The organism is Amycolatopsis sp. cmx-11-12, from assembly GCF_046269425.1.
Lineage (GTDB): Bacteria > Actinomycetota > Actinomycetes > Mycobacteriales > Pseudonocardiaceae > Amycolatopsis.
Genome location: NZ_JADNQM010000017.1, coordinates 60,521 through 83,336, shown reverse-complemented (window position 1 = coordinate 83,336; position 22,816 = coordinate 60,521). Strand labels below are relative to the sequence as shown.

The window sequence follows — 22,816 nt, the reverse complement described above, 5'->3', positions numbered from 1 at the left end:
GAAAGGCGACGGCAGATGAATCTCCCCGGTCACTTCACGCCCGGCCCGGAGTTCGGTGAGACCCTCCGCGCCGGCGCCCGCCGGGCACACGAGACAGGGCAGGTCGACCCTGCGAGCCTCGAGGCGCTGCGCCGGTCGGGGCTGCTGGGCATGATGGTCCACGAAGACCACGGCGGCTGGGGCTATGACGCGGCCGCCGCGAACACCGTGATCGAGGCCGTCGCCGCGGACAACCCGTCGATCGCCATCATGTTGTACCTCCACTGCGCGGTGGTGGTGCGGATCGAGCAGTACGGCACCGAGGCCCAGAAGAAACACTGGCTGCCGCGCGTCGCACGAGGCGGCGAGCTGGTGGCGTCCGCGTGGAGCGAGCCCGGATCGACCGCGGACAAGCGCTCGCTGTCCACGAGCGCCCAGCGGGACACCGCCGGAGGGTGGGAGATCAAGGGCGGCAAAACCTTCTCCACCAGCGCCACCGTCGCCGACTTCTTCATCGTGCTCGTACAGCTTCCCTCCACCACCGAAACAGCTCACTCCACCGGGCCCACCTACGGCGGGAGTGACCAGGCGCTGTTCCTCGTCGAAGCGGCCACCTCCGGGGTCCAGGTGCCCCCGGACGCACTCGACATGGCCGGTATGCGCGGCTCCGGGACGGGAATGGTGCGGTTCCAGGACGTGACCGTCGCGGAGGGCAACCTGCTCTGCTCCGGCAGCGCCACCACCGAAGCGATCCAGCTGCCCCACCGGCTGGGGCTCACCCTCGGTGCGGTCAGCGTGGGGCTGGCTCAGGCGGCGCACGAAACCGCGCTCGGGCACGCCCGCGACCGCGAGCTCTTCGACGAACCACGGTTTCAGCGGCAGCTCGCCTCGACGGAGATCGCCGTCAGGTCGGCCCGTGCCGCCGTCCGCGATCTCACCGCCGGCCCGGCACACGACAGAGTGCTGCGTGCCTACTGTGTCAAGGTTTTCGCCTCGACGACCGGTGAGACCGTCTGCGGCACGGTCCGAGGTCTCCTCGGCAGCGCCGGCTACCTCCAGGCACACGAGATCAACCGGATCTCCCACGACGCCGAAGCCGTCACGCATATGGGGCCGCCCACGCATCTGTGCCTCGACCTGATCGCGGGACGATTGGACTCCGCGCCCGGACCCGATCGGTAGCCTTCGACCCCGGCGATGCGTACATCCATGCCAGGCCTGCCAGGAGGAAGCTATGTCCGTCGAGGACGATGTGGCCAGGCCGCTGCGGGCGAATCCGACCTGGTTTCGGTGGCTGGCCGCGGCGTCGCTCGCCAGGCTGCCCCAGACGATGCTGCCGGTCGCGTTGGTGCTCACCGCCCACGACGTGACGGGGTCGTTCGTCGGCGCCGGTTTGCTGAGCGGCGCCAGCGCGCTGACCTACGCGGCGTGCGCGCCTTGGCGGGGCAGGCAAATGGATCGGGCCACGTTGCCTCGTGCGCTGGGCTGGTCGCTGCTGGGGTCGACGGCAGGCCTGGTCGCCACGGCGATCGCGGCCGCCGCGGGTGCGCCTTTGGTGGTGCTGCTGGCTTTGGTGGTCGTGGCGGCGGGCAGCGGTGCGGGGGTGAGCGGGGCGTACCGGTCGCTGTTGCCGCAGGTCCTGCAGCCCGGCCAGCTCAAGCAGGCGTACGCGATCGACGCGGTCGCACTGCAGTCGGCGTGGATCGGCGGTCCGGCGCTGGCGGCCGTGGTGGCCGCGCTGGTCGGGCCACAGGCGTGTATCGGCGCGGTGGCCGCTGTCGTGGCATCGGGTGCGCTGCTCAGTTGGACGTTGCCGAGCCGGGCCCCCGGAAGCGGCCCCCGGCAGTCGTCGTCGGCGCGAACCCTGCTGGCACGGCTTTGGGTGCCGCTGCTGCTCAATGTGGGCATCGGCATCAACCTCGGCGCGCTCGACGTCGCCCTTCCCGCGTTGCTGGCGGACCACGGCGGGCCCACCACGAACGGCGGCCTGGTGCTCGCGGGTATCTTCGCCACGAGCGCGCTCAGTGGTTCCGTCTATGCGGCCTTACCCGCCACGAACCTGCTGCGCAGAACCCCCAGTCTCACCGTGGCCTGGGTGCTGATCTCCGTGTACGGCTTCATCACCGCGATCGCCGCCGTGACACCTTCGCTGGTGCTCGCCATCGCCTGCCTGCTGATCGCCGGACTGGCCTTCGCGCCGGGTGACACCGCGGCGATGTTGCTGGTTCCCGAGAAGGTTTCGCCGGATCGGCTGGCGGAGGCGTTCGGGTACTTCTCCGCCTTCGGCTATCTGGGGACCGCCGCCGCCAGCCCGGTGGCGGGATTGCTCGTGACACGATTCGGCGCTGACGCGGGTCTGCTCCTGGCGGGTCTGGCGCCACTGCTCACCGCCGTGATAGTGCCGATCACACGGCTACGGAAGAACTAGTTCGCGGTGTCGGTTCATGACCGCGCCACCCGCACCGGGCATGTCGCGAAAGCCACTTTCGGGACATCAGATGTCCCGAAAGTGGCTTTCGCGACACCCAGATCAGCACCCGGGCGAGCACGTAAGACGCCACCTTTGCCTTACCCCCCAATAATCCGAATCGCCACTCACGACCTCACCCGAATCGTGTCTCTTGTGGACGGTCAACTCGGCTTGGCGGGTGGTCGCGAGTCGGGGCCGGGGTGTCCGTGAAGGCCTCCTTGAGGGACTCTGGGTCCCTCAAGGGGGCCTTCACGGACCTGGAACGTCACCATCGGCCTCAGTAGCACCGCCAGGGCGCTGGTGGGCGTTCGACACCAGCGGGGGCCAGCAGGTCCGCCCGGTCGAGGTGGTCGCGCAGACCGAGGAGTTCCCAGCGTTGCAACGCGACCGGCACGTTGCCTTCGAGCCACAACCGGTCGTGGAACGCCTTCAGATCGAAGGCGTCGCCCTGACGCTGTGCGCAGGCCGCCAGCAGGTCGAGGATCTGCAGTTTGCCGATCTGGTAACTCAACCCCTGGCCGGGGTTCCCCGCGAAGAAGGTGGCCTCCTGCCACGCGGTCGCCCGGTCCATGGGGACCGATTCCGCGAGCACGTCGGCCGCTTCCCGCAAGGACAACTCGCCGAGCGCCAGCGCGACGTCTATCTCCACGCGAAGCGCCCGGAGCCGCATCGCGTTGACGACGAACGCGGCGCCTGCCGGTTCGCTGTCGAAGGCTCCCAGGTTCAGCAGCAGTTCTTCGTGGTAGAACGCGATTCCCTCGTTCGGCGCGGAGTCGTAGTAGTGACGGCGTGCCGGATTGTCGTGCTGCCAGGAGATCGCGAGTTGCTGTGCGTGGATGCCTTCGTGCGCGAGCCCGGTGAGCGGGGTGCGGATCTCGGCGAGATCGAAGTAGGGCAGGCTCGGGTGCGGCTGCCGGACATAGCGAATCGCGTCATCGTCCACACGGGACGGTGACGCCGGGTAGTGCGGCACACCCAGCCAGGTCAGCGGTTCGAGGTATGCGGGGAGAGGTGCCATCCGGTATCTCCGCGGACCCGCGGGCAGGCTCAGGACACCGTGTTCGAGGTAGAACCGCCGCAGGTCACGCTCGGCGTCGCGTTGCCGGGCGATCAACTCGGCCATGCCGGGTAGCTTCCCCTTGGCCACTGTGTGATCGCCACGGCATGAAAGCGTCTCGGCCCACGCCACTCGATTCCGTTCCTGGTGGGCCATCGTCCGCAGCTGTTCCGCCGGGAACGGCAGCAGCGCCACGCGGTGCAGGAAGAACGCGAACGCGTCCGCACCGACCGCGACTTCGTCGGTGTCGAACGGGGCTTGCCGGGCAAGCCACTCCCGGTAGCCGGCGACAGCCCGTGCGGCGGTTTCGGCCGCGGCGGGCAATCGGCGGTCGGGCAACGACACGGCCAGTGCCGACATCGCCGTCCGCAGCTGTTCGTCGGCCTGGTGGAGCACGGTGAGCGTTCGCCGGGCGAACGGCCCGACGATCGTCCCGGCGAGGTTCTCGTGTGCTTGTTCCAGAACGACGGGCACGTTGCGCAGATGACGAACGACGGCGTCGGCCCGCTGGGTGCCGAACGGTGGCGGCTCCAACAGAAGATTGTAGACACAGACCAGGCTCTGGTCGACGTAGAACGACGGGTCACGTTGCCAGGCACGCGAAAGGTCCAGCTCCCACCGGACCCGCGCCAGCGCCGATCCGAGCAGCCGCCGGTCCACCTGGTCACTGGTGTCCACATCGGACACCTCGATCCGGCGGTACCGGTCGGAGAATCCTTCGTGGGCCTCGCGCCGGGCACGCATCGCCGATGACGACCAGTCGGCCACCTGGTCAGGAGGCCGCTCCACCCTGGTGATGTCGTCGTAGGAGTCCGGCTGGGTCCGGGTGCGCCAGGCCCAGAATTCCGCCGCCAGCTCCGGCAACGCCGAGCTTGATGCGCCGTCCATTTCCGCCCTCCGTCATGCCGGGAAACCGCGAGACCGGACTGAAGATCGACGCTAGCCGTTCGCTTGCGGGGTGGCAAGAAACGGGAGCGCGGAGCCCGTGTGCGCCGAGTGGGCTACCCAACCGAGTAGTTCTCTGTCACCCGGCAGGTCCCTAGAGTCGAGGTGGTTTCCGTTCTGGCGCCGAGAAGAAGGAGCCGTCTTTGACCGCGACCCTGGTCGACCTTTTCGAAGCCCAGGTGCGGCAACGGCCGGACGCGGTCGCGTTGGTGTACGGCGAGATCTCGGTGTCGTATCGCGAACTCGACGACCGGGCGACCAGGCTGGCCGGGCTGCTGGCCGAGCACGGTGCCCGCCCTGGCACGTTCGTCGGCGTGCGGCTGCCGAGGTCCGCGGACTTGCCGATGGTGCTGCTGGCGGTGCTGAAGTCCGGAGCGGCGTATGTGCCGTTGGATCCGTCCTTTCCCGGGGAGCGCGTGGCGTGGATGCTGCGGGACGCCGATCCGGTCGTGGTCGTCGGCACTGCGGACGCGCTCGGCCCGGACGCGCCGGAGCAGGTCTACACGCTGCCCAACGGGGTGGAGCTGTTCCACCAGAACAAGAGCGAGACCGACTTCCTCTTCGAGGAGATCTTCACCAAGCTCGAGTACCTGCGAGACGGGATCACCGTGCGGGACGGCGACGTGCTCTTCGACGTCGGTGCGAACATCGGCATGTACACGCTGTTCGCCGGCCTGCGCTGGCCCAACGCCACCATCTACTCCTTCGAACCGGTCCCTCCGGTGTACGAGTCCTTGCGCCGCAATGTCGAGCTGCACGGCCTCAACGCCAAGGCCCTCCCGTACGGCCTCGCCGCACAGTCTGGCGAGGCGAACTTCACCTTCTACCCGCATGACACGGTCATCTCCTCCTGCGTCACCACCGCCGGGGCGGCGCACGAGATGGTCCACTCCTACCTGCGCAACCAATTCGACCAGCTCGGTGACGACGCGGTCGCCAGCGACGAGGACGTCGACGAGCTGGTCGACGCGCGGCTGTCCAGCGAACGGTTCACCTGCCGGCTGCGCACCCTTTCGGAGGTCGTGCGCGAGTACGGCGTCGAGCGGATCGACCTGCTGAAGATCGACGTCGAGAGCGCCGAATACGAGGTGCTCAAGGGCATCGACGCCGAGCATTGGCCACTCATCCGGCAGCTCGTGGTCGAGGTGCACGACGTCGACGGCCGGCTCGAGCAGGTGCTGACCCTGCTGCGGGGGCTCGGGTACGAGGTGACCTGCGCGCAGGACAACCGGCTGCTGGACAACACCGCGCTCTACAACATCTACGCCATCCGCACGGACGCCGCGCTACCCGGCGAGGAGCCCGCCGCGCCGGAGGAGAGCACGTCTCAACGGCGGCCGGCCCGGATCCTGCTGGACGACCCGGCAGTCGAGGCTCGGCTGGCCGACGGCCCGAGGCCGGTTCTTTCCACCGCACCACAAGCGGGTGACGCCGCATACCTGATCTACACCTCCGGGTCCACCGGCCGGCCGAAAGGCGTGGTCGTCCCGCACCGGAACGTCGTGGCGCTGTTCACCGCGGCCGGTGATTCGTACGACTTCGGCCCGGAGGACACCTGGACGCTGTTCCACTCGTACGCCTTCGACTTCTCGGTCTGGGAACTGTGGGGCGCCTTGGCGTACGGCGCCAAGCTCGTCGTGGTTCCGGCCGAGATCGCCCAGTCTCCGCCGGATCTCCTGCGCCTGCTCGCCGACCGGCAGGTCACCGTGCTCAACCAGATCCCGTCGGCGTTCTACGAACTGATGCGAGCCGACGCCGAGGATCCGCCCACCTCGGCCAGGCTCGCCCTGCGCTACGTGATCTTCGGCGGTGAGGCGCTCGACCTGGCGAAGCTGGACGAGTGGTACGGACGGCACGGGCACCACAGTCCCCGGCTGGTCAACATGTACGGCATCACCGAGACCACGGTGCACGTCACGTACGCGGCGCTGGAGCCCGGCCAGCAGGCAGCGATCGGCCGTCCGCTGCCCGGCTACCGGTGCTATGTGCTGGACGACGGGCTGGGGCTGGTACCGCCGGGGGTGCCGGGCGAGCTGTACGTGAGCGGCGAGGGCCTGGCTTGGGGATACTGGGGTCGCGCTGGGTTGACGGCTTCCCGGTTCGTGGCGGATCCGTTCGGCGGCGGGCGGATGTACCGCACCGGTGACCTGGTGCGGTGGGGCAGCGGTGGGCTGGAGTACTTGGGGCGGACCGACGACCAGGTGAAGATCCGCGGCTTCCGGATCGAACTGGGCGAAGTCGAATCGGCGCTGGCGCGATGCCCCGGCGTGGCCGGCGCGGTGGTCGTCGTCGGTACCGACGCCCGCGGCGAGCGATGCCTGGTCGGGCACGTCACGCCCGATACTTCGGAAACATCGGTGGATCCGGCGCGGTTGGGCGTGACGGCGAAAGAGTTCGTCACCCGGTATCTCCCCGGCTACATGGTGCCCGCGGCCATCATGGTCTCGGCGCGATTCCCGTTGGCGCCCTCCGGGAAGGTCGATCGGCGGGCACTTCCGGCGCCGGTGTTCGGCTCGGCGTCGCGCGCCGCCAGGACCCCGCTGGAAAGCACGTTGTGCGGACTGTTCGGCGAGGTGCTCGGCGTCGAGGACGTCGGCGCCGAGGACAGCTTCTTCGACCTGGGCGGGCATTCGCTCGTCGTGACGCGGTTGGTCAGCCGTGTTCGTTCGGTGCTCGGGGTGGAACTCGGCATGCGGGCACCGTTCGACGCGCCCACCCCCGCGCTACTGGCGGGCCTCGTGTCACAGGCGCGGGAACGCAGGCTCGTCCTGCGGCCGATGCCCCGGCCCGAACACGTGCCGCTGTCCCCGGCGCAGGCGAGACTGTGGTTCCTGCATCGGCTCGAGGGACCGTCGGCGACGTACAACATCTCGATGACCCTGCGGATCAAGGGAGATTTGGACGAGATCGCGCTGCGGGCCGCGCTGGGTGACGTGATCGCCCGGCACGAGAGCCTGCGCACGGTGTTCCCGGACACCGACGGCGTGCCACGCCAGCACGTGCTTTCCGTCGACGCCGCGCGGCCGGTCGTCGAGTCGGTCCAGGTGAACGGACAGGCCCTGGACACCGTGCTGGAGTCGTTGGCTCGCAGCACCTTCGACCTGGCTCGCGACCTGCCGATCCGCGCCTGGCTGGTCGAGCACTCGGCCGATGAGCACGTGTTCATGGTGCTGCTGCACCACATCGCCGGTGACGGCTGGTCTTTGTCGCCGCTCACCAAGGACCTCAGCGCGGCGTACAACGCCCGCCACGCGGGAGAAGATCCCGAGTGGACGGAACTCCCCGTGCACTACGTGGACTACACGTTGTGGCACAAGGAGTTGCTCGGTGACGCCTCGGATCCCGCGAGCGTCCATGGCACGCAGCTGGAGTACTGGCGGCAGACACTGTCGGGGTTGCCCGAGCGGATCACGCTGCCCGCCGACCGGCCGCATCCGGCGATCGCCACCCACCGGGGCGACATCCACGAGTTCACCTGGGACGCGGAGCTCCATGCCGCGCTGACCACGCTCGCCGCCCGGTACGAAGTCAGCCTTTTCATGGTGGTGCACGCGGGTCTGGTCGCGCTGCTGTCGAAGCTCGACGCGGGCGGCGACATCCCGATCGGGACGCCGGTCGCCGGGCGTACCGACGAGGCGCTGGACGATCTGGTCGGTTTCTTCGTCAACACGCTGGTCCTGCGGACCGATTGTTCGGGTGTCAGGACGTTCCGGCAGCTGCTCGAGCGGGTACGAAACGTCGACCTGGACGCCTACGCACATCAGAACGTCCCGTTCGATCAGATCGTCGAGATGCTCAACCCGGCTCGATCCCGGGCGCACCAGTCCCTCTTCCAAGTGCTGCTGGGCATGCAGAACCAGCCGCGGGGCGGGATCGCGATGGACGGGCTGAGCGTGACCGACGGGTACGTCCCGACCGGGACGTCGAAGTTCGACGTCTTCCTGCAGTTCACCGAAGGCGAAGCGAAGCTGGACGGCACGATCGAGTTCAACACCGATATCTTCGACCTCGGCACCGCCGTGTCGATCGTGACCCGGCTGCGCCGCCTGTTGACGGCGGTGGCCGCCGAGCCCGAGCGCGCCCTCGACGACATCGAGCTGCTGACCGCGGACGAGCGCGCGCAAGTCCTCGTCGACTGGAACGACACGTCTCGCGACATCCCGTTCGCCGCACTGCCGGATCTCTTCGACGAACAGGTGGCGCGCGCACCGGACGCGGTCGCCGCTGTCTACGAGGACGCACAGCTGAGCTACGGCGAACTGGCCGAGCGGGCCAACCGGCTGGCCAGGCTGCTCATCCACCACGGCGTCGGTCCGGAACGGACGGTCGGCGTGATGATCGGGCGATCGCTGGACGTCGTGGTCGGGCTGATGGCGATCCTCAAGGCGGGCGGGGCGTACCTGCCGATCGACCCGGACTACCCGGCGGAGCGCATCGAGTTCATGCTGGGCGACGCGAGTCCGGCGTCGCTGCTGACCACCAAGGCGATCGCGAAGTCGTTGCCGGACAACGATTATCCGTGCGTCATCGTCGACGACGTCGACCTGGAAGCCTATCCGGGCCATGCGGTGCGGGACGATGAGCGGACTACCGGCCTGAACCGGCTGAGCCCCGCGTACGTCATCTACACCTCCGGCTCCACGGGGCGGCCGAAGGGGGTGGTGATGACACCGGACGTCATGGTGAACATGTTCGAGTGGCACAACACCGTGCTCGGCGAGGGGCCCGGCATCCGCACGGCCCAGTTCGCGTCGGCGAGCTTCGACGTGTCGCTGCAGGAGATGCTGTCGGCGCTCACTTCCGGCCGCACCCTGGTGATCGTGCCCGCCGACGTCCGGACCGACCCGCTCCGGCTGGTGCGGTGGCTCGAAAAGCACCGGGTGAACGAGTTGTTCGTGCCGAACCTGCTGATCGACGCGCTGGGCAGCGCGGCCAACGAGCTGGACGCGGATCTGCCGGACCTGCGGGACATCGTCCAGGCGGGGGAGGCGCTGACGGTGAGCCGTCAGGTCAGAAGGTTCTGCGGGCGGTTGCCGGAGCGCCGGGTACACAACAACTACGGCTCGACCGAGGCCCAGGTCGTCACCGCGTACACAATGGACGGTGATCCCGGCGACTGGCCTTCTCCCGCGCCGATCGGCCGGTTGCTGGACAACCTTCGCGCTTACGTGCTCGACGGCGGGCTCCGCCCGGTGCCGGTCGGCATCGCCGGTGACCTGTACACCGCGGGCGCGGGGCTGCCGAGGGGATACGGCAACCGTCCCGGGCTGACCGCCGAACGGTTCGTGCCGGATCCCTATGGCGCGCCGGGCGCGCGGATGTACCGCACCGGTGACCTCGCCCGCTGGCATCCGGATGGTTACCTCGAGTACGCCGGCCGATCGGACGACCAGGTGAAGATCCGCGGGTTCCGGGTCGAGCCGGGTGAAGCGGAAGCGGCGCTCGCCTGCTGCCCGGGAGTCGCGCGGGCGGTGGTCGTCGTCCGGCCGGACAGCCGGGGCGAGCCGTGTCTGGTGGGATACGTGACACCGGAACCGGGGGCCACCACCGACCTGGATGTCCTGGCGCGTAAGTATGTCGCGGAGCGGCTGCCCGCGTTCCTGGTGCCGGCCGTGGTGCTGGTGCTGGACGCGTTACCGTTGCTGCCCAACGGAAAGCTGAATCGGCGGGGACTGCCGGAACCCACGTTCGCCGGGTCCGCGGACAGTCCTCGCTCGCCGAGGGAAGCGGTGCTGTGCCGGCTGTTCGCCGACGTGCTCGGTATCGGGGAAGTCGGCCCGGACGACGGTTTCTTCGACCTGGGTGGGCATTCGCTGCTGGCGACCGGCTTGGTCAGCCGGATTCAGGCCGTGCTCGGGGTGGAACTGGGTGTCGGTGCGGTGTTCGAAGCGCCAACGCCCGCCGCGCTCGCCCGGCTGATGGCGGGAGACAGCACAGGCGGTGCCTTCGACGTACTGCTCGAGTTGCGCGGGCACGGCAGCCTGCCACCGGTGTTCTGCGTCCATCCATCGAGCGGGATGAGCTGGTCGTACGCGGGACTGCTGCACCACCTCGATCCGGAGACCCCGCTCTACGGACTGCAGTCGGCGATCTTCGGTGACGACGGTGCCGTGCCGGAGACCGTCGAGGAGATCGCCGCGGATTATCTGCGGCACATCCGGGGAGTACAACCGAGCGGACCGTACCGGTTGCTGGGCTGGTCGTTCGGCGGGCTGGTCGCCCACGCGCTCGCGGTCCGGCTCGAGCAAGAGGGCGAAAAGGTGGCGCTGCTGGCGATCCTCGACGTACCGCCCGTGGTGGACCGGACCGGCGACCCCCTCCCGGACGGTATCGCCGAGGAGGAGCTCGCGGACGAAATCTGCGAGGCAGGCTTGCCTGCCGAGACCATCGAGCGAATCACCGCCAGCGTCCGGCACAGCATCCGGCTGCAAGGTGGCTTCACCCCCGGCCGGTTCGGCGGTGACCTGCTGCTGTGCACGGCCGGACCGACCGGATTGGCCGACGATTGGCGGCCTTACGTCGATGGCCGCATCACGACCCACCAGATCGACACCACACACCACCGCATGATGCGCACGCCCGCCTTGCGCCAACTCGGCCCCATCCTGGCAGCCGCGCTCTCCTCGCCACGGTCGTGACCGGCGACGGCGAAAAGGCTTTTCGAAGGTTCATGAGGCAGTGGCGAGTGCACGCAGCAATGTCGAGAGGCCGTCCGGCGCTCGGCCGTTCAGCCGGGAGCTCGTCATCACTTTCGCTTCCTCGGCATAAGCCAGGCGGAATCCGGCGCGAGCGAGGCGACGCCACAGGTCGTGGTCTTCGGCGGTTCGGATCGGGAGAAAGCCGCCGACCGCGTGGTAGGCGCTCGCCCTGATCGACAGGTTGGCTCCGTAGACGTTTCCGTGGCCTTCGGGAATTCGTGTGTTCGCGAGCAGCGCCTCGTAGCGAGGCTGCGCGGGGAATGTCAATCCGGCGTTCAGCTTCGCCGTGCCTGCCACGGCGTCCCAGCCCGCGTCCGCTCTGCGGACATGCCGGACCGCCCAGTCGCGGTCGACCACGGTGTCCGCGTCCGTGCTCAGCAGCAGGGTGCGGGCGGAGGCGTGGTGCCTCAACCCGCGAAGCAGATGCCGTGCGCTCAGCGCCCGGATCGCTCCTATCGGCAGGTCGTGAGCGTTGACGAGGACGTCCGCTCCCGCGCTCCTGGCCAGCTCGGCGGTGTCGTCGCGGCAGCGGTCGGCCACCACGCAGACCCGCCGCTCCAGTTCCGGAGGCAGTGTGCGCAGGGCGACGGCGAGCGCGCGCAGGCAGGCCGGGAGATCGGTTTCTTCGTCACGCGCCGGAATCAGCACGCCCACGGACGTGATCAACGGCGTACCAGAACGTCGACCAGGAAGTCGGTCTCACGGTGCGTCACCAGGCTTCGCAGACCTGGATGGGCTCGCAACCTCTCGTGGACTTCGGCGCCGTGGTGGGGCGCGTCCGGAGCTTGCGGTCGCCAGTGCACGGCCAGCACCTCACCGTCCGGGCGTAGCGACGCCACAGTCCGGTCCAGCGTCGCCGTCAGGTCCGCCTCGTCCAGGTAGTAGAGAATTTCGCTCAGTACCACCAGATCCGCCGGACCTCGCAGATCGTCCGGCAGTGAGCCCGCGGCCAACTCCACAGTGGACAGATGGGCCAAGCGATCGCGGGCGATCGACAGAGCGGCGGGCACCGGGTCGAAGGCGTGGACCCGGTCGCAACGTCCGGCCAGGTCCAGTGTCAAGACTCCTGTGCCGCAAGCGGGTTCCACGGCGAAGTCGTACCGCTCGCGGGGCAGAGCGGCCAGCGCGACCGTCCTTTTGCGACGTTCGTACCAGCTGTCCATCGTCCACGGATCGGGTTCGCGGTAGAGCGTTTCGAATCTGCTCACCGGCGTCGATGTCGTCCTCGGTTCGTGGAACACGACCTCCCTGTCGCGCGCGAAGTGCTCCAGTATCTCCGGTGTCAGAATCGGATCTTCACCTCTTGGGCCCGGCTCCAGCTGCGACCGGAAAGCTTGGAGGGCTTTCGCCTTGACCGCCGCGCTCGCGTCGTCGAGCCGGACTTCCGCGGCCCGTCCCCACGGGACGGCCGGGTCGTCTGGCGCCACCATGTGCCACAGCCAGATCGGGTACGACCACCGATGCGCGCCCAGCGGCGCGGCGCGGAACGCGGCCCTGCCCGCCACCTGATGGTCCGGATGGGGATCTTCCGGCCAAGGCGCCAAGCAGAGCTCGCTGTCGGCGGCCACTTCGCTGATGACGGCGGTCAGCTCCGCCTCGTGGTCGGCCAGTGCCGAGTCGGGCAGACCCGCCCATACCGGCTCCACGTCATCCAGTCCTTGGCACCGCAGCGCTTCCAGGAGCTCCAAGCGACGGCGAGCGCCCAGAGCCCGGCGCTCGATGGCCGAGGAGCCGGGGAACGCCGCCTCCCCGTCGGTGGCGACGATCAGCCGGATCTCCGCTCCTCGGGTGTGCAGCCGCTGGATGAGCCCGGAGACGCCCAGAGTTTCGTCGTCCGGGTGCGCGGCGACGACACAGACGCGGCTGACGTCCTCGGCGGAGAAGGGGCGCGTGGTCACCGCCGGCCCTCCTTCAGCAGTTCGACGCCCAGAGCCGCGAGGTCGCGGGCACCGTGGTGCTGCCGGACGTAGACCATCAGGTCTGCCAGCTGCTGAGACAACCGTCGCTCGCGGCAGAGTGCCGCCGGCCCGGTGATCTCCGGCGCGACGTCCAGGACCTGCCGGGCCGCGTGCTCGACGGCGGCCCGGCAGAATCCGGTCAGCAAGGGCAGGTCCTCGTCCGGTTCGGCGGCGACGACTTCCGCCGTCCGCACGAGCAGCGCGTCGGCCTGATGGATCGCGGTGTGGAGCGCGCCGAGCTGGGCGTGCTGGTGGTCGTCCGCCGCGCCGCGGGCGAGCAGGTACGCCGTCACCGAGTCCACGACGGCCGCGCAGCCGCCGAGCCACACCGCGGCGACGCCCGCGCCGCCGAGGCTGAATCCCGGTCGGGACACGTACCAGCCCGGCTCGCCGACGATATGGGCCGAGGTCACCGGGACCCCGTCGAACCGGACGTCACCGCTGTCGGAGGCGTCCATCCCGATCGCCTGCCACGTTTCCGGCAGTGTTTGGACGCCCGGCTCGTCCAGGCCGACTTCCAGCAGGATCGGCGGCCCGTCCTCGTAATCCGCCACCACCAGGGCACGGTCGAGGACTTGAGCGCCGGAGCAGAACCGGACGGTACCGGTGAGAGCGCCGCCCACGACGGTCGCGCCGGTACCGCCCGACCGGGCGGCCCACACGCCGTACAGCGCGTCCGGAACAGGCTCACGACCGGCTTCGGCCAAGATCGCGACGGCGTCGGTGTGACCTTCGGCGAGGCGGCCGAGCACCAGGTCGCGGCGGCCGAGCCCGGCGAGCGTCGTCCAGCGGCCCCACGTGTCGCCCGCACCGGGGCGGGGCAGGTCGAGGACGCCGTTCGCCATCAGCAACCGCACCGTGCCGGTGATGGTTTCGACGGATCGCGGCCCCGTCAAAGGTTCCGGTGCGGCCGGTTCGAGCAGGGTCTTCATCAAGGTTCGATTCCTCAGTGTCTGTTGGTGAACCCGCGTCCGCGATCGCGTCGACAGGGCGCAACCTGGTCGAACAACTCGCGTTGTCGACAAGGGCGCCCTGCCACCGCGATAGCGGGGCCTTCGGCCGGGCAGGTTCACGCGTTATGTCCATTTCGCGAAGCACGTCGCAGCTCCGCCAACAGGCACTCAGTCGTTCATCACACGCTCGGCCCGCTCCCAGACGCGGTGCAGGCCCACGGACTTCACCAGCTCGGTGGAGAACGGTTTGGCGACCTCGTCGGCGAGCACGATTCCCGGTGCGTCGACGTCGATCCCGGCGTCGGTCAGCACCTGGCGTCCGTCGCCCCAGGCGCCGATGGCCTTGCAGTGGCGGAACATCTCCTCCAACAGAACGGTCAGCTTGATGTCGTGCAGTCCGGCGGTGCCGTCGGCGACCACCACCGCGTCGAATTCGATGGAACGGGCGGTGAGGAAGGTCCGCGCCACCGGCTGTTGTCCGCGCCCTCGTTTCAGCGTTCCGCCTGCCGGTGCCAGAACCCGCAGGATCGCGCCCTGGGCTTCGACGACCCGGCGGAGTTTGCCGATTCCGCCGAGGTCGGCGCCGGACGTCGCCACGACCCCGATGATGCGGCCCGCGATCGGGCCGGGTCCCGGCGGGATCTGGGACAGCGCGGCCGACGGAGTGACGTCTTCGGCCGGGGTGCCCTGCGGAGCGGGTAGCCCGAGTCCTTCGGCGACCGCCGCGCACAGTTCGGCGTCGACCTGGGCGAGAGACTCCAGGGCACGTGCCTGGATCGTCTGCGAGAAGCACTTTCCCAGCTCGAACGTGAACGCTTCGATCACGTGGATCTGCTCGATCCTCGACAGGCTTTTCCAGAAGAGCGTGGCCTGCGAGAAGTGATCGTCGAACGACACCGGGTTGGCCCTGACCTTGGGGCCCGCGACCTCGATGGGCCGGTGGACGTAGGCACCTTCGGCTTCCGTGGCCGTCGTCGGCAGAGCGTCGTCGACGCTGTTGGGCAGATACGGGGCCTGTCCGTGGTGGATGAGGGTCTGGTGCATCCCGTCGCGCAGGTTGTCGTTGACGGCCACGTGCGGGCAGTTGATCGGGAGCTGCGTGAAGTTGGGGCCGCCGAGCCTGGTGAGCTGGGTGTCCAGATAGGAGAACAGCCTCGCCTGCATCAACGGGTCGTCGGTCACCTCGATGCCGGGCACCAGGTTGCCGGTGTGGAAGGCGACCTGTTCGGTCTCGGCGAAGTAGTTGGTCGGGTTCCGGTCCAGCGTGAGCTTGCCGACCAGCTGGACCTCGGCGAGTTCTTCCGGAACGATCTTGGTCGGGTCGAGCAGGTCGATCCCCTCGAACATCTCGTCGTCGGCATCCGGCATGACCTGGAGTCCGAGTTCGTATTCCAAGGGGGCCCCGGCATCGATGCCGTCGGCCATGTCCCGGCGATGGAAGTCGGGATCGGCGCCCGCGGCGATCTGGGCCTCCTCCCAGACCAGCGAGTGCACACCGGCCACCGGTTTCCAGTGGAACTTCACCAGGCTGGTCTCGCCCTCGGCGTTGACCAGCCGGAAGGTGTGCACCCCGAAGCCCTCCATGGTCCGGTAAGAGCGGGGGATCCCGCGATCGGACATGGCCCACATGACATGGTGCGTCGCCTCGGTGTGGAGGGAAACGAAGTCCCAGAAGGTGTCGTGCGCGGTCTGGGCCTGCGGGATTTCCCGGTCCGGATGGGGCTTGCCCGCGTGGATGACGTCGGGGAACTTGATGCCGTCTTGAATGAAGAAGACCGGCATGTTGTTGCCGACCAGGTCGAAGTTTCCCTCTTCCGTGTAGAACTTCACAGCGAAGCCGCGGACGTCCCGGACGGTGTCGGCGGACCCTCTCGAGCCCAGCACCGTCGAGAACCGCACGAAAACAGGGGTCTCTCGGTCCTTCTCCAGGAAACCGGCCTTGGTCACCGACGACGCGTTGCCGTAAGCGCGAAAAGTGCCGTGTGCGGCGGCCCCTCGCGCGTGGACCACGCGCTCCGGGATGCGCTCGTGGTCGAAGTGGGTGATCTTCTCGCGGAGGTGGAAGTCCTCCATCAGGGACGGTCCCCGCGGGCCCGCCTTCAACGAGTGATCGGTGTCCGGCAGCAGTACTCCTTGAGCGGTCGTCAGGTAGTCGCCGCGCTGTCCTTCACCCGATCGACCGACGGTCGCGTTCGTTTCGCCTTCAGCCGGTTCTGTCCGGGCGCGCTGCCGTTTCGGAGGCATGTTTCTCCTTGCCGAGAGTGGTGGTGCGCCGCGAATACCCCGCCCTCGCCGTGTTTAAGCGAGCCGTACGAAAACTCGTTCATGTGGGGCGTCCGACGTGTGGGTGATGCCGATCGCGGGTAGTCAGGCTGTGATTCATCCGGCGACCGGGCACGCCAGCGGCACCACACCGGCCTGATCGTGGATGTCGTCCGACGGTGAGCGGGCATGATTTGACCGGTTACAGACAAGCTTTTATCGTCGATGGTGATGTCCGACTTCGAGGCACAGTTGCGGGCGGTCTCGTTACGCGTGACGCGGCCACGGCTGGCCGTGCTCGGCGCCCTGCGTGAGCACCCGCACGCCGATACCGAAACGGTGATCGCGCGGGTGAGGTCCGAGCTACCCACGGTGTCCCACCAGGCGATCTACGACGTCTTGCGGGCACTCACCGAAGCCGGTCTGGTGCGGCGCATCCAGCCCGCCGGCGCGCGCGCCCGCTACGAATCCAGGGTCGGGGACAACCACCACCATGTCGTCTGCCGCTCCTGCGGCGCGATCGAGGACGTCGACTGTGCGGTCGGCCACGCCCCCTGCCTGACCGCCTCGAATGACCACGGCTATGTGATCGACGAGGCGGAGGTCGTTTTCTGGGGCGTTTGCCCCGATTGTGCGGCCGAAAGTGTCCCGAAATGATTCGCCGCTTTGGAAGGAAGTAGATGAGCGACACCCAGGACAACGTCCCGTCGAGTGCGCAGGGCGTGGACGGCAAAGCGGCGGCGGGCTGCCCGGTCGCCCACGACTCGGTGACATCGCACGGCAGTGAGAGTGAGAACCCGGCGATCGATTCGCCGACACCGAAATCGGGCGGGCGCCCGCGCACCAACAAGGACTGGTGGCCCAACCAGCTCGACCTCTCGGTGCTGCACGCCCATTCGTCGAAGGCCAACCCGCTGGGGGAGAACTTCAGCTACGCCAAGGAGTTCGCCAAGCTCGACGTCGAGGCCCTCAAACGTGACATCACCGGGGTGCTCACCACCTCGCAGGACTGGTGGCCCGCCGACTTCGGCCACTACGGCGGGCTGATGATCCGGATGAGCTGGCACGCCGCGGGCACTTACCGCATCCACGACGGCCGCGGCGGGGCCGGTGACGGTGGGCAGCGATTCGCCCCGCTCAACAGCTGGCCCGACAACGCCAACCTCGACAAGGCGCGCCGTCTACTGTGGCCGGTCAAGGAAAAATACGGCCAGCAGATTTCGTGGGCCGACCTGCTCGTGCTCGCGGGCAATGTCGCCTTGGAGTCGATGGGCTTCAAGACGTTCGGCTTCGGTTTCGGCCGTGAGGACACCTGGGAACCCGAGGAGATCTTCTGGGGTCCGGAAGACACCTGGCTGGGTGACGAGCGCTACGCCAGTGAGTCCGAGATGGTGCCCGACGTCGGCGCGACTGAGATGGGCCTCATCTACGTCAATCCCGAGGGCCCCCGCGGCAGCGCGGATCCCGCCGCGGCGGCCCACTTCATCCGGGAAACCTTCGCCCGGATGGCGATGAACGACGAGGAGACCGTCGCGCTCATCGCCGGCGGCCACACCTTCGGCAAGACCCACGGCGCCGGCATCGCCGACGACCACGTGGGCCCCGAGCCCGAAGCCGCCCCGATCGAGGCACAGGGCCTCGGCTGGTTGAGCAGCCACGGCAGCGGCAAGGGCGGCGACGCGATCACCAGCGGTCTCGAGGTGACGTGGACCGATGTGCCGACTCAGTGGAGCAACCGCTTCTTCGAGATCCTCTTCGGCTACGAGTGGGAACTCACCGAGAGCCCTGGCGGCGCGAAGCAATATGTCGCCAAGGACGCGGAGGCGATCATCCCGGACGCCCACGACCCGGCCAAGAAGCACAAGCCGACCATGCTCACGACGGACCTGGCGCTGCGCGTCGACCCGACGTACGAGAAGATTTCGCGCCGTTTCCTGGAGAACCCGGACGAGTTCGCACTGGCGTTCGCCAAAGCCTGGTACAAGTTGTTGCACCGCGACATGGGCCCGGTCAGCCGCTTCCTGGGACCGTGGGTCCCCGAGCCGCAGCTGTGGCAGGACCCGGTGCCGGAGGTCGACCACGAGCTCGTGAGTGACACCGACATCGCCGCGCTCAAGGCGAAAGTGCTCGAATCCGGTCTCTCGGTCGCCCAGCTGGTCGGCACCGCGTGGGCGTCCGCGGCGACTTTCCGGTCCACCGACAAGCGCGGTGGCGCGAACGGGGCCCGGATCCGGCTGGAGCCGCAGCGCTCCTGGGCGGTCAACGAGCCCGAGCAACTCGCCGGTGTCCTGGAGGTCCTGGAAGGCATCCAACGGGAGTTCAACGACGCCGGTGGCGCGAAGATCTCGCTGGCCGACCTCATCGTGCTTGCCGGTTCGGCCGCCGTCGAGAAGGCGGCGCGCGACGCGGGCAACGAGGTGACCGTGCCGTTCCACCCGGGGCGCACGGACGCCACGCAGGACGACACCGACGTCGAATCGTTCGCGCTCCTCGAGCCGCGCGCCGACGGGTTCCGCAACCACCTGCGTGCCGGCGAGAAGCTACAGCCGGAGGTCCTGCTCGTCGAGCGCGCCTACATGCTCGACTTGACCGCGCCCGAGATGACCGTCCTCACCGGCGGCCTGCGCGCTCTCGGGATCAACACCGGTGGCACCCGGCACGGCGTCCTCACCGATCGGCCCGGGGTGCTCACCAACGACTTCTTCACCAACCTGCTCTCGCCGGGCACGCGATGGAAGGTTTCGGAGTCCGAGGAGAACGTGTACGAGATCCGCGACGCGGCCTCGGACAAGGTGAAGTGGACCGCCACCGCGGTCGACCTCGTCTTCGGCTCCAACTCCCAGCTGCGGGCGCTTTCCGAGGTCTACGCGGGCCAGAGCGCCCGCGAGCGGTTCGCCGCCGACTTCGTGAAGGCTTGGACCAAGGTCATGGAACTCGACCGGTTCGACCTCGCCTGAGCGAGCTTCGCCAACGGACCCGGCCGATCCACGAGTGATCGGCCGGGCCCAGAGTGAAAGAGGTATGCCGTGTCCGCCGAATTGACGGCCGAAGCGCTCACCGGCCTGAGTCCCGCGCAGAAAAAGGTGCGGTTGGGCGAGGCGTTGTTCCCCCTCGTACAGGGCCATCAGCCCATCTTGGCGGGAGAGATCACCAGAATGCTCCTGGAGATCGACGAGAGCGAACTCCTCGTCCTGCTCGACAGCGCCTCGCTTCTCAAAAGCAAGGTGGACGAGGTGACGACGAAGCTCGCGCGGGCTGAGCCCCCGGATGTGACCGCCCAGGGCACTACCTGAACCGCCAGAAGGCCACTGTGGACGATCAGATCACCAAACGGAAGATCGTCTCATCGAGGAACTCACGGTGCACGCCTACCTCAAGGAGGAGATCCCGGCCGCCCGCGAGGCGGCGCCGGATACCTAGGATCACGTGCTCGAAAGCGGAGAAGAGCACCACGTGGTGGTGTGGATGCTGAGCGAGCTGAAAGGGATGGATCCCGAGGATGAGCGGTTCGACGCGAAAGTCACCGTACTCATCGAGAACGTGCGGCACCACGTCGAGGAGGAAGAAGAAGAGGAGTGGTTCCCCGACGTACGTGAGGCGATGGGACGTAAGCGGCTCCAGGAACTCGGGCAGCGGATGCTCGACTCGAGTCCATCTGCGCCTCGCGATCCGAACACCACGCATGAAGCAATATCATCCCGGCCGCGGCGCGAGCCGGCTCTGGCAATGCAGCGTGGTTGCACCGCCCTGCATTGCCCTCGGCGCCGCCTATGCCTCCTACCTCCACGGACGAGACCTCGCCCTCCAATTCGTGCCGCTGAAAAGCCCCTGGTCAGCCCCGTTCCCATCCTTTGGTAGTCCTGCCGAAGGCTTGAACCTGCGCCGCACGGAAGTCGTCATCAAGCATCAACATCCTGACCGCGGCGACACCGGACGATCCCCCGCGGTCGCTGAAGGTCGCAGTTCACAGCGGATGTGATTTCGAGTGGATGCTGCACGAGCCCCACCGGGGGCACTCGCAGGATGCACATTCGTCCCCGCCTGCGCAGCGCTGCTGCGACGCGGCGTCGCCGATGGCGGTTATCGCGTCCATGTCCCCGGATAACGTAGCTCTGATGGTTACTTGGTCGTTCTGGTAGTGGACTTTGATCGTGAGCTGGGTCAGGTCTAGCAGGCGGTGCAGTAGGTCTGCCAGGGCGTGGCGCAGGTTGGCCTTCAGATAGGGCAGCTCACACCCGGACAAATTACAGGCGCGACCACGAGGACGATGTTCTCCGGGTTGATACGCGGCATCGGCAGGCCCACCTCGTCGTCACGCGGTAGGTGAACTCGTCGCGCGCGCCGCGCGGGGCGCCGCCACGGACCACCAACCCGGACTGCGGTGAGGCAGTCCGGCTATCGACAGTGCAGCGCATCCCGCCGGACTCTGGTGGCGGTTATCGTGGCCACTCCTGAACCCTCGAGGTTCCCGTCCGCGTCGTAGTAATACGACAGTCCGGAACTGCGAAAGGTCCCGCGTCGATGAACACCCGCCTGGTTCACCGCGACGGCCCCGAGGAACGTCCCATCCTCGTTGTGGAACTTTTCCAGCGCCTTGAAAGAGAAACGGTTCTCACCCGTCCGCCACCACCTACCGCTCCCGGTGCCACCCGCGACGAGGCAGAATCCCCCGTTCCGGCTGAAGGAGAACCGGGCCTGATGGTCACCGTCCGGGATGTGCACGGTTCCTTCCCACGTACCCAGCAGTGGGTGCGGGCCCGGTTCCAGGGACACCGCGTCGCCAGGGACGGCCATCATTATTGCAGCTGCCAGGGCAATAGTCGCGATCGCCATACGGAGACCGTGCCGTTTCCTCCTCTGAAACCAGTCAAGAGCCGATACATTCGATCGTGCCCGGCAACGTGACCGTCGTAGGGCGTTGAATCTTTCGTCGGCCCGCGTATCGGATAGAGCAGGGCTCGACTGGTCTCCAGTCGGCAGCTCAGCTCCGCTCCAGGGGCGCCTGTCAACGTCGGATCCGTGGAAAACTCATCGGCGGTTGCCGCGCTCCTGGCTCCCAAAGACGACAAACTGATGGCGGTGCGGATAGCCGAATCGGTGCTGGCCAGGGAAGGCGCCGTCACCACCCTGGCGGACTTCCACCGCTGGTTCGCCGAGTTCGGACAGCGCACCAAGGCCCACGTGGAACGAGTGCCGCTCGACAAACTGGTGGATTGGTATCGATCACCCGAAACCGGCACGATTGGTCACCGCAGCGGAAAGTTCTTCACCGTCGAGGGCCTGAACGTCCAAATCCCCGCAGGGCCGGTTTCGAACTGGGACCAACCGATAATAAACCAGCCGGAAATCGGCGTACTGGGCATCCTGGTCAAGGAGATCGAGGGAGTCCTGCACTGTCTGATGCAGGCCAAGTTCGAACCAGGCAATCGCAACGAGATTCAGCTCTCGCCCACGGTGCAGGCAACCCGTAGTAACTACACCAAGGTACACAAGGGCAAGCCCGTTCCATATCTCGCGTTCTTCCAGGACGCCGCGACCCGGAACCGGGTCATCGCCGACGTACGTCAGTCCGAGCAGGGATCATGGTTTCATCACAAGCGCAATCGAAACATGGTGGTAGAAGTCGAGGGCGACGTCGAACTCCTGGACGGCTTCTGCTGGCTGACTCTCGGACAGATACATCAGCTGCTCGCGGTCGACGACCTGGTGAACATGGACGCCAGGACGGTGCTCTCCTGTCTGCCCTTCGCGGGTGTCGACGTCCTCCCTGCCTTGAGTTCCGGCACCGACCAGTTTCGCGACTCACTTGTCCGGTCGTACTGCGGGGTCCAGGGCAGCCTGTGTTCGACCGACGAGGTCCTGAGTTGGATCACTGAGGTCCGCACCCGCACTGAGGTGCACACCAGCGCGATTCCGCTCAACGCGGTACGCCAGTGGTACCGGACGGAAGAGAAGATCGCCCACACGAGTGGCCGGTACTTCGACGTGATCGGAGTGGACGTCCGGGCCGGTGGCCGGGAGGTCGGCCACTGGATGCAGCCGATGATCGCACCGATCGGCCGTGGAGTGGTCGCGCTTGTGGTCCGGCAGGTACAGGGAGTTCTCCACGCTCTCGTGCATGCCCGGACGGAACCAGGCTACGTCGATGTGATCGAGTTGGCGCCGACCGTGCAATGCACCCCGGACAACTACCTTTCCCTTCCGGCCGCCGCCAGGCCGCGGTTCCTCGACACGGTACTCGGCGCGGAACCCGGCCAGATACGGTTCGAAGCCATCTTGTCCGAGGAGGGCGGGCGTTTCTATCACGCTCGTAACCGCTACCTCGTAGTCGAAGTCGACGAGGATCCCGACCTGGAGCACTCCGACTTCCGCTGGGTGACCCTGCACCAACTCGTCGATCTGCTCAGGCACAGCCACTATCTCAATATTCAGGCCCGTAGTCTGGTTGCCTGCCTGCACAGCCTGTCCTCGAACTCGCCGGGCCGGTGAACCGC

14 protein-coding genes are annotated in these 22,816 nt (G+C 67.8%); 7 read left to right on the top strand and 7 right to left on the bottom strand.

Going from position 1 to position 22,816, the window contains the following annotated elements; genetic code table 11:
* The first annotated feature begins 15 nt into the window (after window positions 1-15).
* Window positions 16-1,161, top strand: a complete 1,146-nt coding sequence (locus ACLARN_RS23265) for an acyl-CoA dehydrogenase family protein (RefSeq protein ID WP_409493564.1) — start codon at window positions 16-18, stop codon at window positions 1,159-1,161.
* 52 nt (window positions 1,162-1,213) lie between these two features.
* Window positions 1,214-2,407 (top strand): MFS transporter, encoded by a 1,194-nt coding sequence (locus ACLARN_RS23260; RefSeq protein WP_409493563.1) that lies wholly within the window; start codon window positions 1,214-1,216, stop codon window positions 2,405-2,407.
* A gap of 319 nt (window positions 2,408-2,726) precedes the next feature.
* On the opposite strand, the gene ACLARN_RS23255 is transcribed toward ACLARN_RS23260, so the two are convergent.
* Window positions 2,727-4,394, bottom strand: coding sequence for a DUF885 family protein (locus ACLARN_RS23255; RefSeq protein WP_409493562.1), 1,668 nt, complete (start codon window positions 4,392-4,394; stop codon window positions 2,727-2,729).
* Window positions 4,395-4,594: 200 nt separating this feature from the next.
* Between ACLARN_RS23255 and ACLARN_RS23250 the strand changes: the two genes are divergently transcribed.
* Window positions 4,595-11,089, top strand: a complete 6,495-nt coding sequence (locus tag ACLARN_RS23250; protein WP_409493561.1) for an amino acid adenylation domain-containing protein — start codon at window positions 4,595-4,597, stop codon at window positions 11,087-11,089.
* A 30-nt stretch (window positions 11,090-11,119) separates the two neighbouring features.
* Here the strand turns inward: ACLARN_RS23250 and ACLARN_RS23245 are convergent, their stop codons facing one another.
* The 4 genes from ACLARN_RS23245 to ACLARN_RS23230 form a co-directional block, all read right to left on the bottom strand.
* Window positions 11,120-11,815, bottom strand: a complete 696-nt coding sequence (locus ACLARN_RS23245; RefSeq protein ID WP_409493560.1) for a glycosyltransferase — start codon at window positions 11,813-11,815, stop codon at window positions 11,120-11,122.
* Window positions 11,812-13,047, bottom strand: coding sequence for a PIG-L family deacetylase (locus ACLARN_RS23240; protein ID WP_409493559.1), 1,236 nt, complete (start codon window positions 13,045-13,047; stop codon window positions 11,812-11,814). The genes ACLARN_RS23245 and ACLARN_RS23240 overlap by 4 nt, the downstream gene beginning before the upstream one ends.
* Complete coding sequence (locus ACLARN_RS23235) at window positions 13,044-14,039, bottom strand: acyl-CoA dehydrogenase family protein (protein ID WP_409493558.1); 996 nt, start codon at window positions 14,037-14,039, stop codon at window positions 13,044-13,046. The genes ACLARN_RS23240 and ACLARN_RS23235 overlap by 4 nt, the downstream gene beginning before the upstream one ends.
* 189 nt (window positions 14,040-14,228) lie before the next feature.
* Window positions 14,229-16,304: a catalase gene (locus ACLARN_RS23230; protein WP_409493557.1), complete on the bottom strand. Its 2,076-nt coding sequence runs from the start codon at window positions 16,302-16,304 to the stop codon at window positions 14,229-14,231.
* Window positions 16,305-16,547: 243 nt separating this feature from the next.
* On the opposite strand from ACLARN_RS23230, the gene ACLARN_RS23225 reads away from it, so the two are divergent.
* The 3 genes from ACLARN_RS23225 (at window position 16,548) to ACLARN_RS23215 (ending at window position 19,615) form a co-directional block, all read left to right on the top strand.
* Window positions 16,548-16,979 (top strand): Fur family transcriptional regulator, encoded by a 432-nt coding sequence (locus ACLARN_RS23225; protein ID WP_409493556.1) that lies wholly within the window; start codon window positions 16,548-16,550, stop codon window positions 16,977-16,979.
* 23 nt (window positions 16,980-17,002) lie between these two features.
* The gene (katG, locus tag ACLARN_RS23220) at window positions 17,003-19,279 is read left to right on the top strand and encodes a catalase/peroxidase HPI (protein WP_409493555.1); all 2,277 of its coding nucleotides are present in this window, start codon (window positions 17,003-17,005) and stop codon (window positions 19,277-19,279) included.
* 69 nt (window positions 19,280-19,348) lie between these two features.
* Window positions 19,349-19,615 (top strand): hypothetical protein, encoded by a 267-nt coding sequence (locus ACLARN_RS23215; RefSeq protein ID WP_409493554.1) that lies wholly within the window; start codon window positions 19,349-19,351, stop codon window positions 19,613-19,615.
* Between the two features lie 25 nt (window positions 19,616-19,640).
* On the opposite strand, the gene ACLARN_RS23210 is transcribed toward ACLARN_RS23215, so the two are convergent.
* Together ACLARN_RS23210 and ACLARN_RS23205 are read right to left on the bottom strand one after the other, a co-directional pair.
* A complete protein-coding gene (locus tag ACLARN_RS23210; protein WP_409493553.1) occupies window positions 19,641-20,006 on the bottom strand; it encodes a hypothetical protein in 366 nt (121 codons plus the stop codon).
* A 711-nt stretch (window positions 20,007-20,717) separates the two neighbouring features.
* Window positions 20,718-21,155, bottom strand: a complete 438-nt coding sequence (locus tag ACLARN_RS23205) for a hypothetical protein (RefSeq protein WP_409493552.1) — start codon at window positions 21,153-21,155, stop codon at window positions 20,718-20,720.
* Window positions 21,156-21,341: 186 nt separating this feature from the next.
* Between ACLARN_RS23205 and ACLARN_RS23200 the strand changes: the two genes are divergently transcribed.
* Complete coding sequence (locus tag ACLARN_RS23200) at window positions 21,342-22,811, top strand: NDP-hexose 2,3-dehydratase family protein (RefSeq protein ID WP_409493551.1); 1,470 nt, start codon at window positions 21,342-21,344, stop codon at window positions 22,809-22,811.
* Window positions 22,812-22,816: the final 5 nt, after the last annotated feature.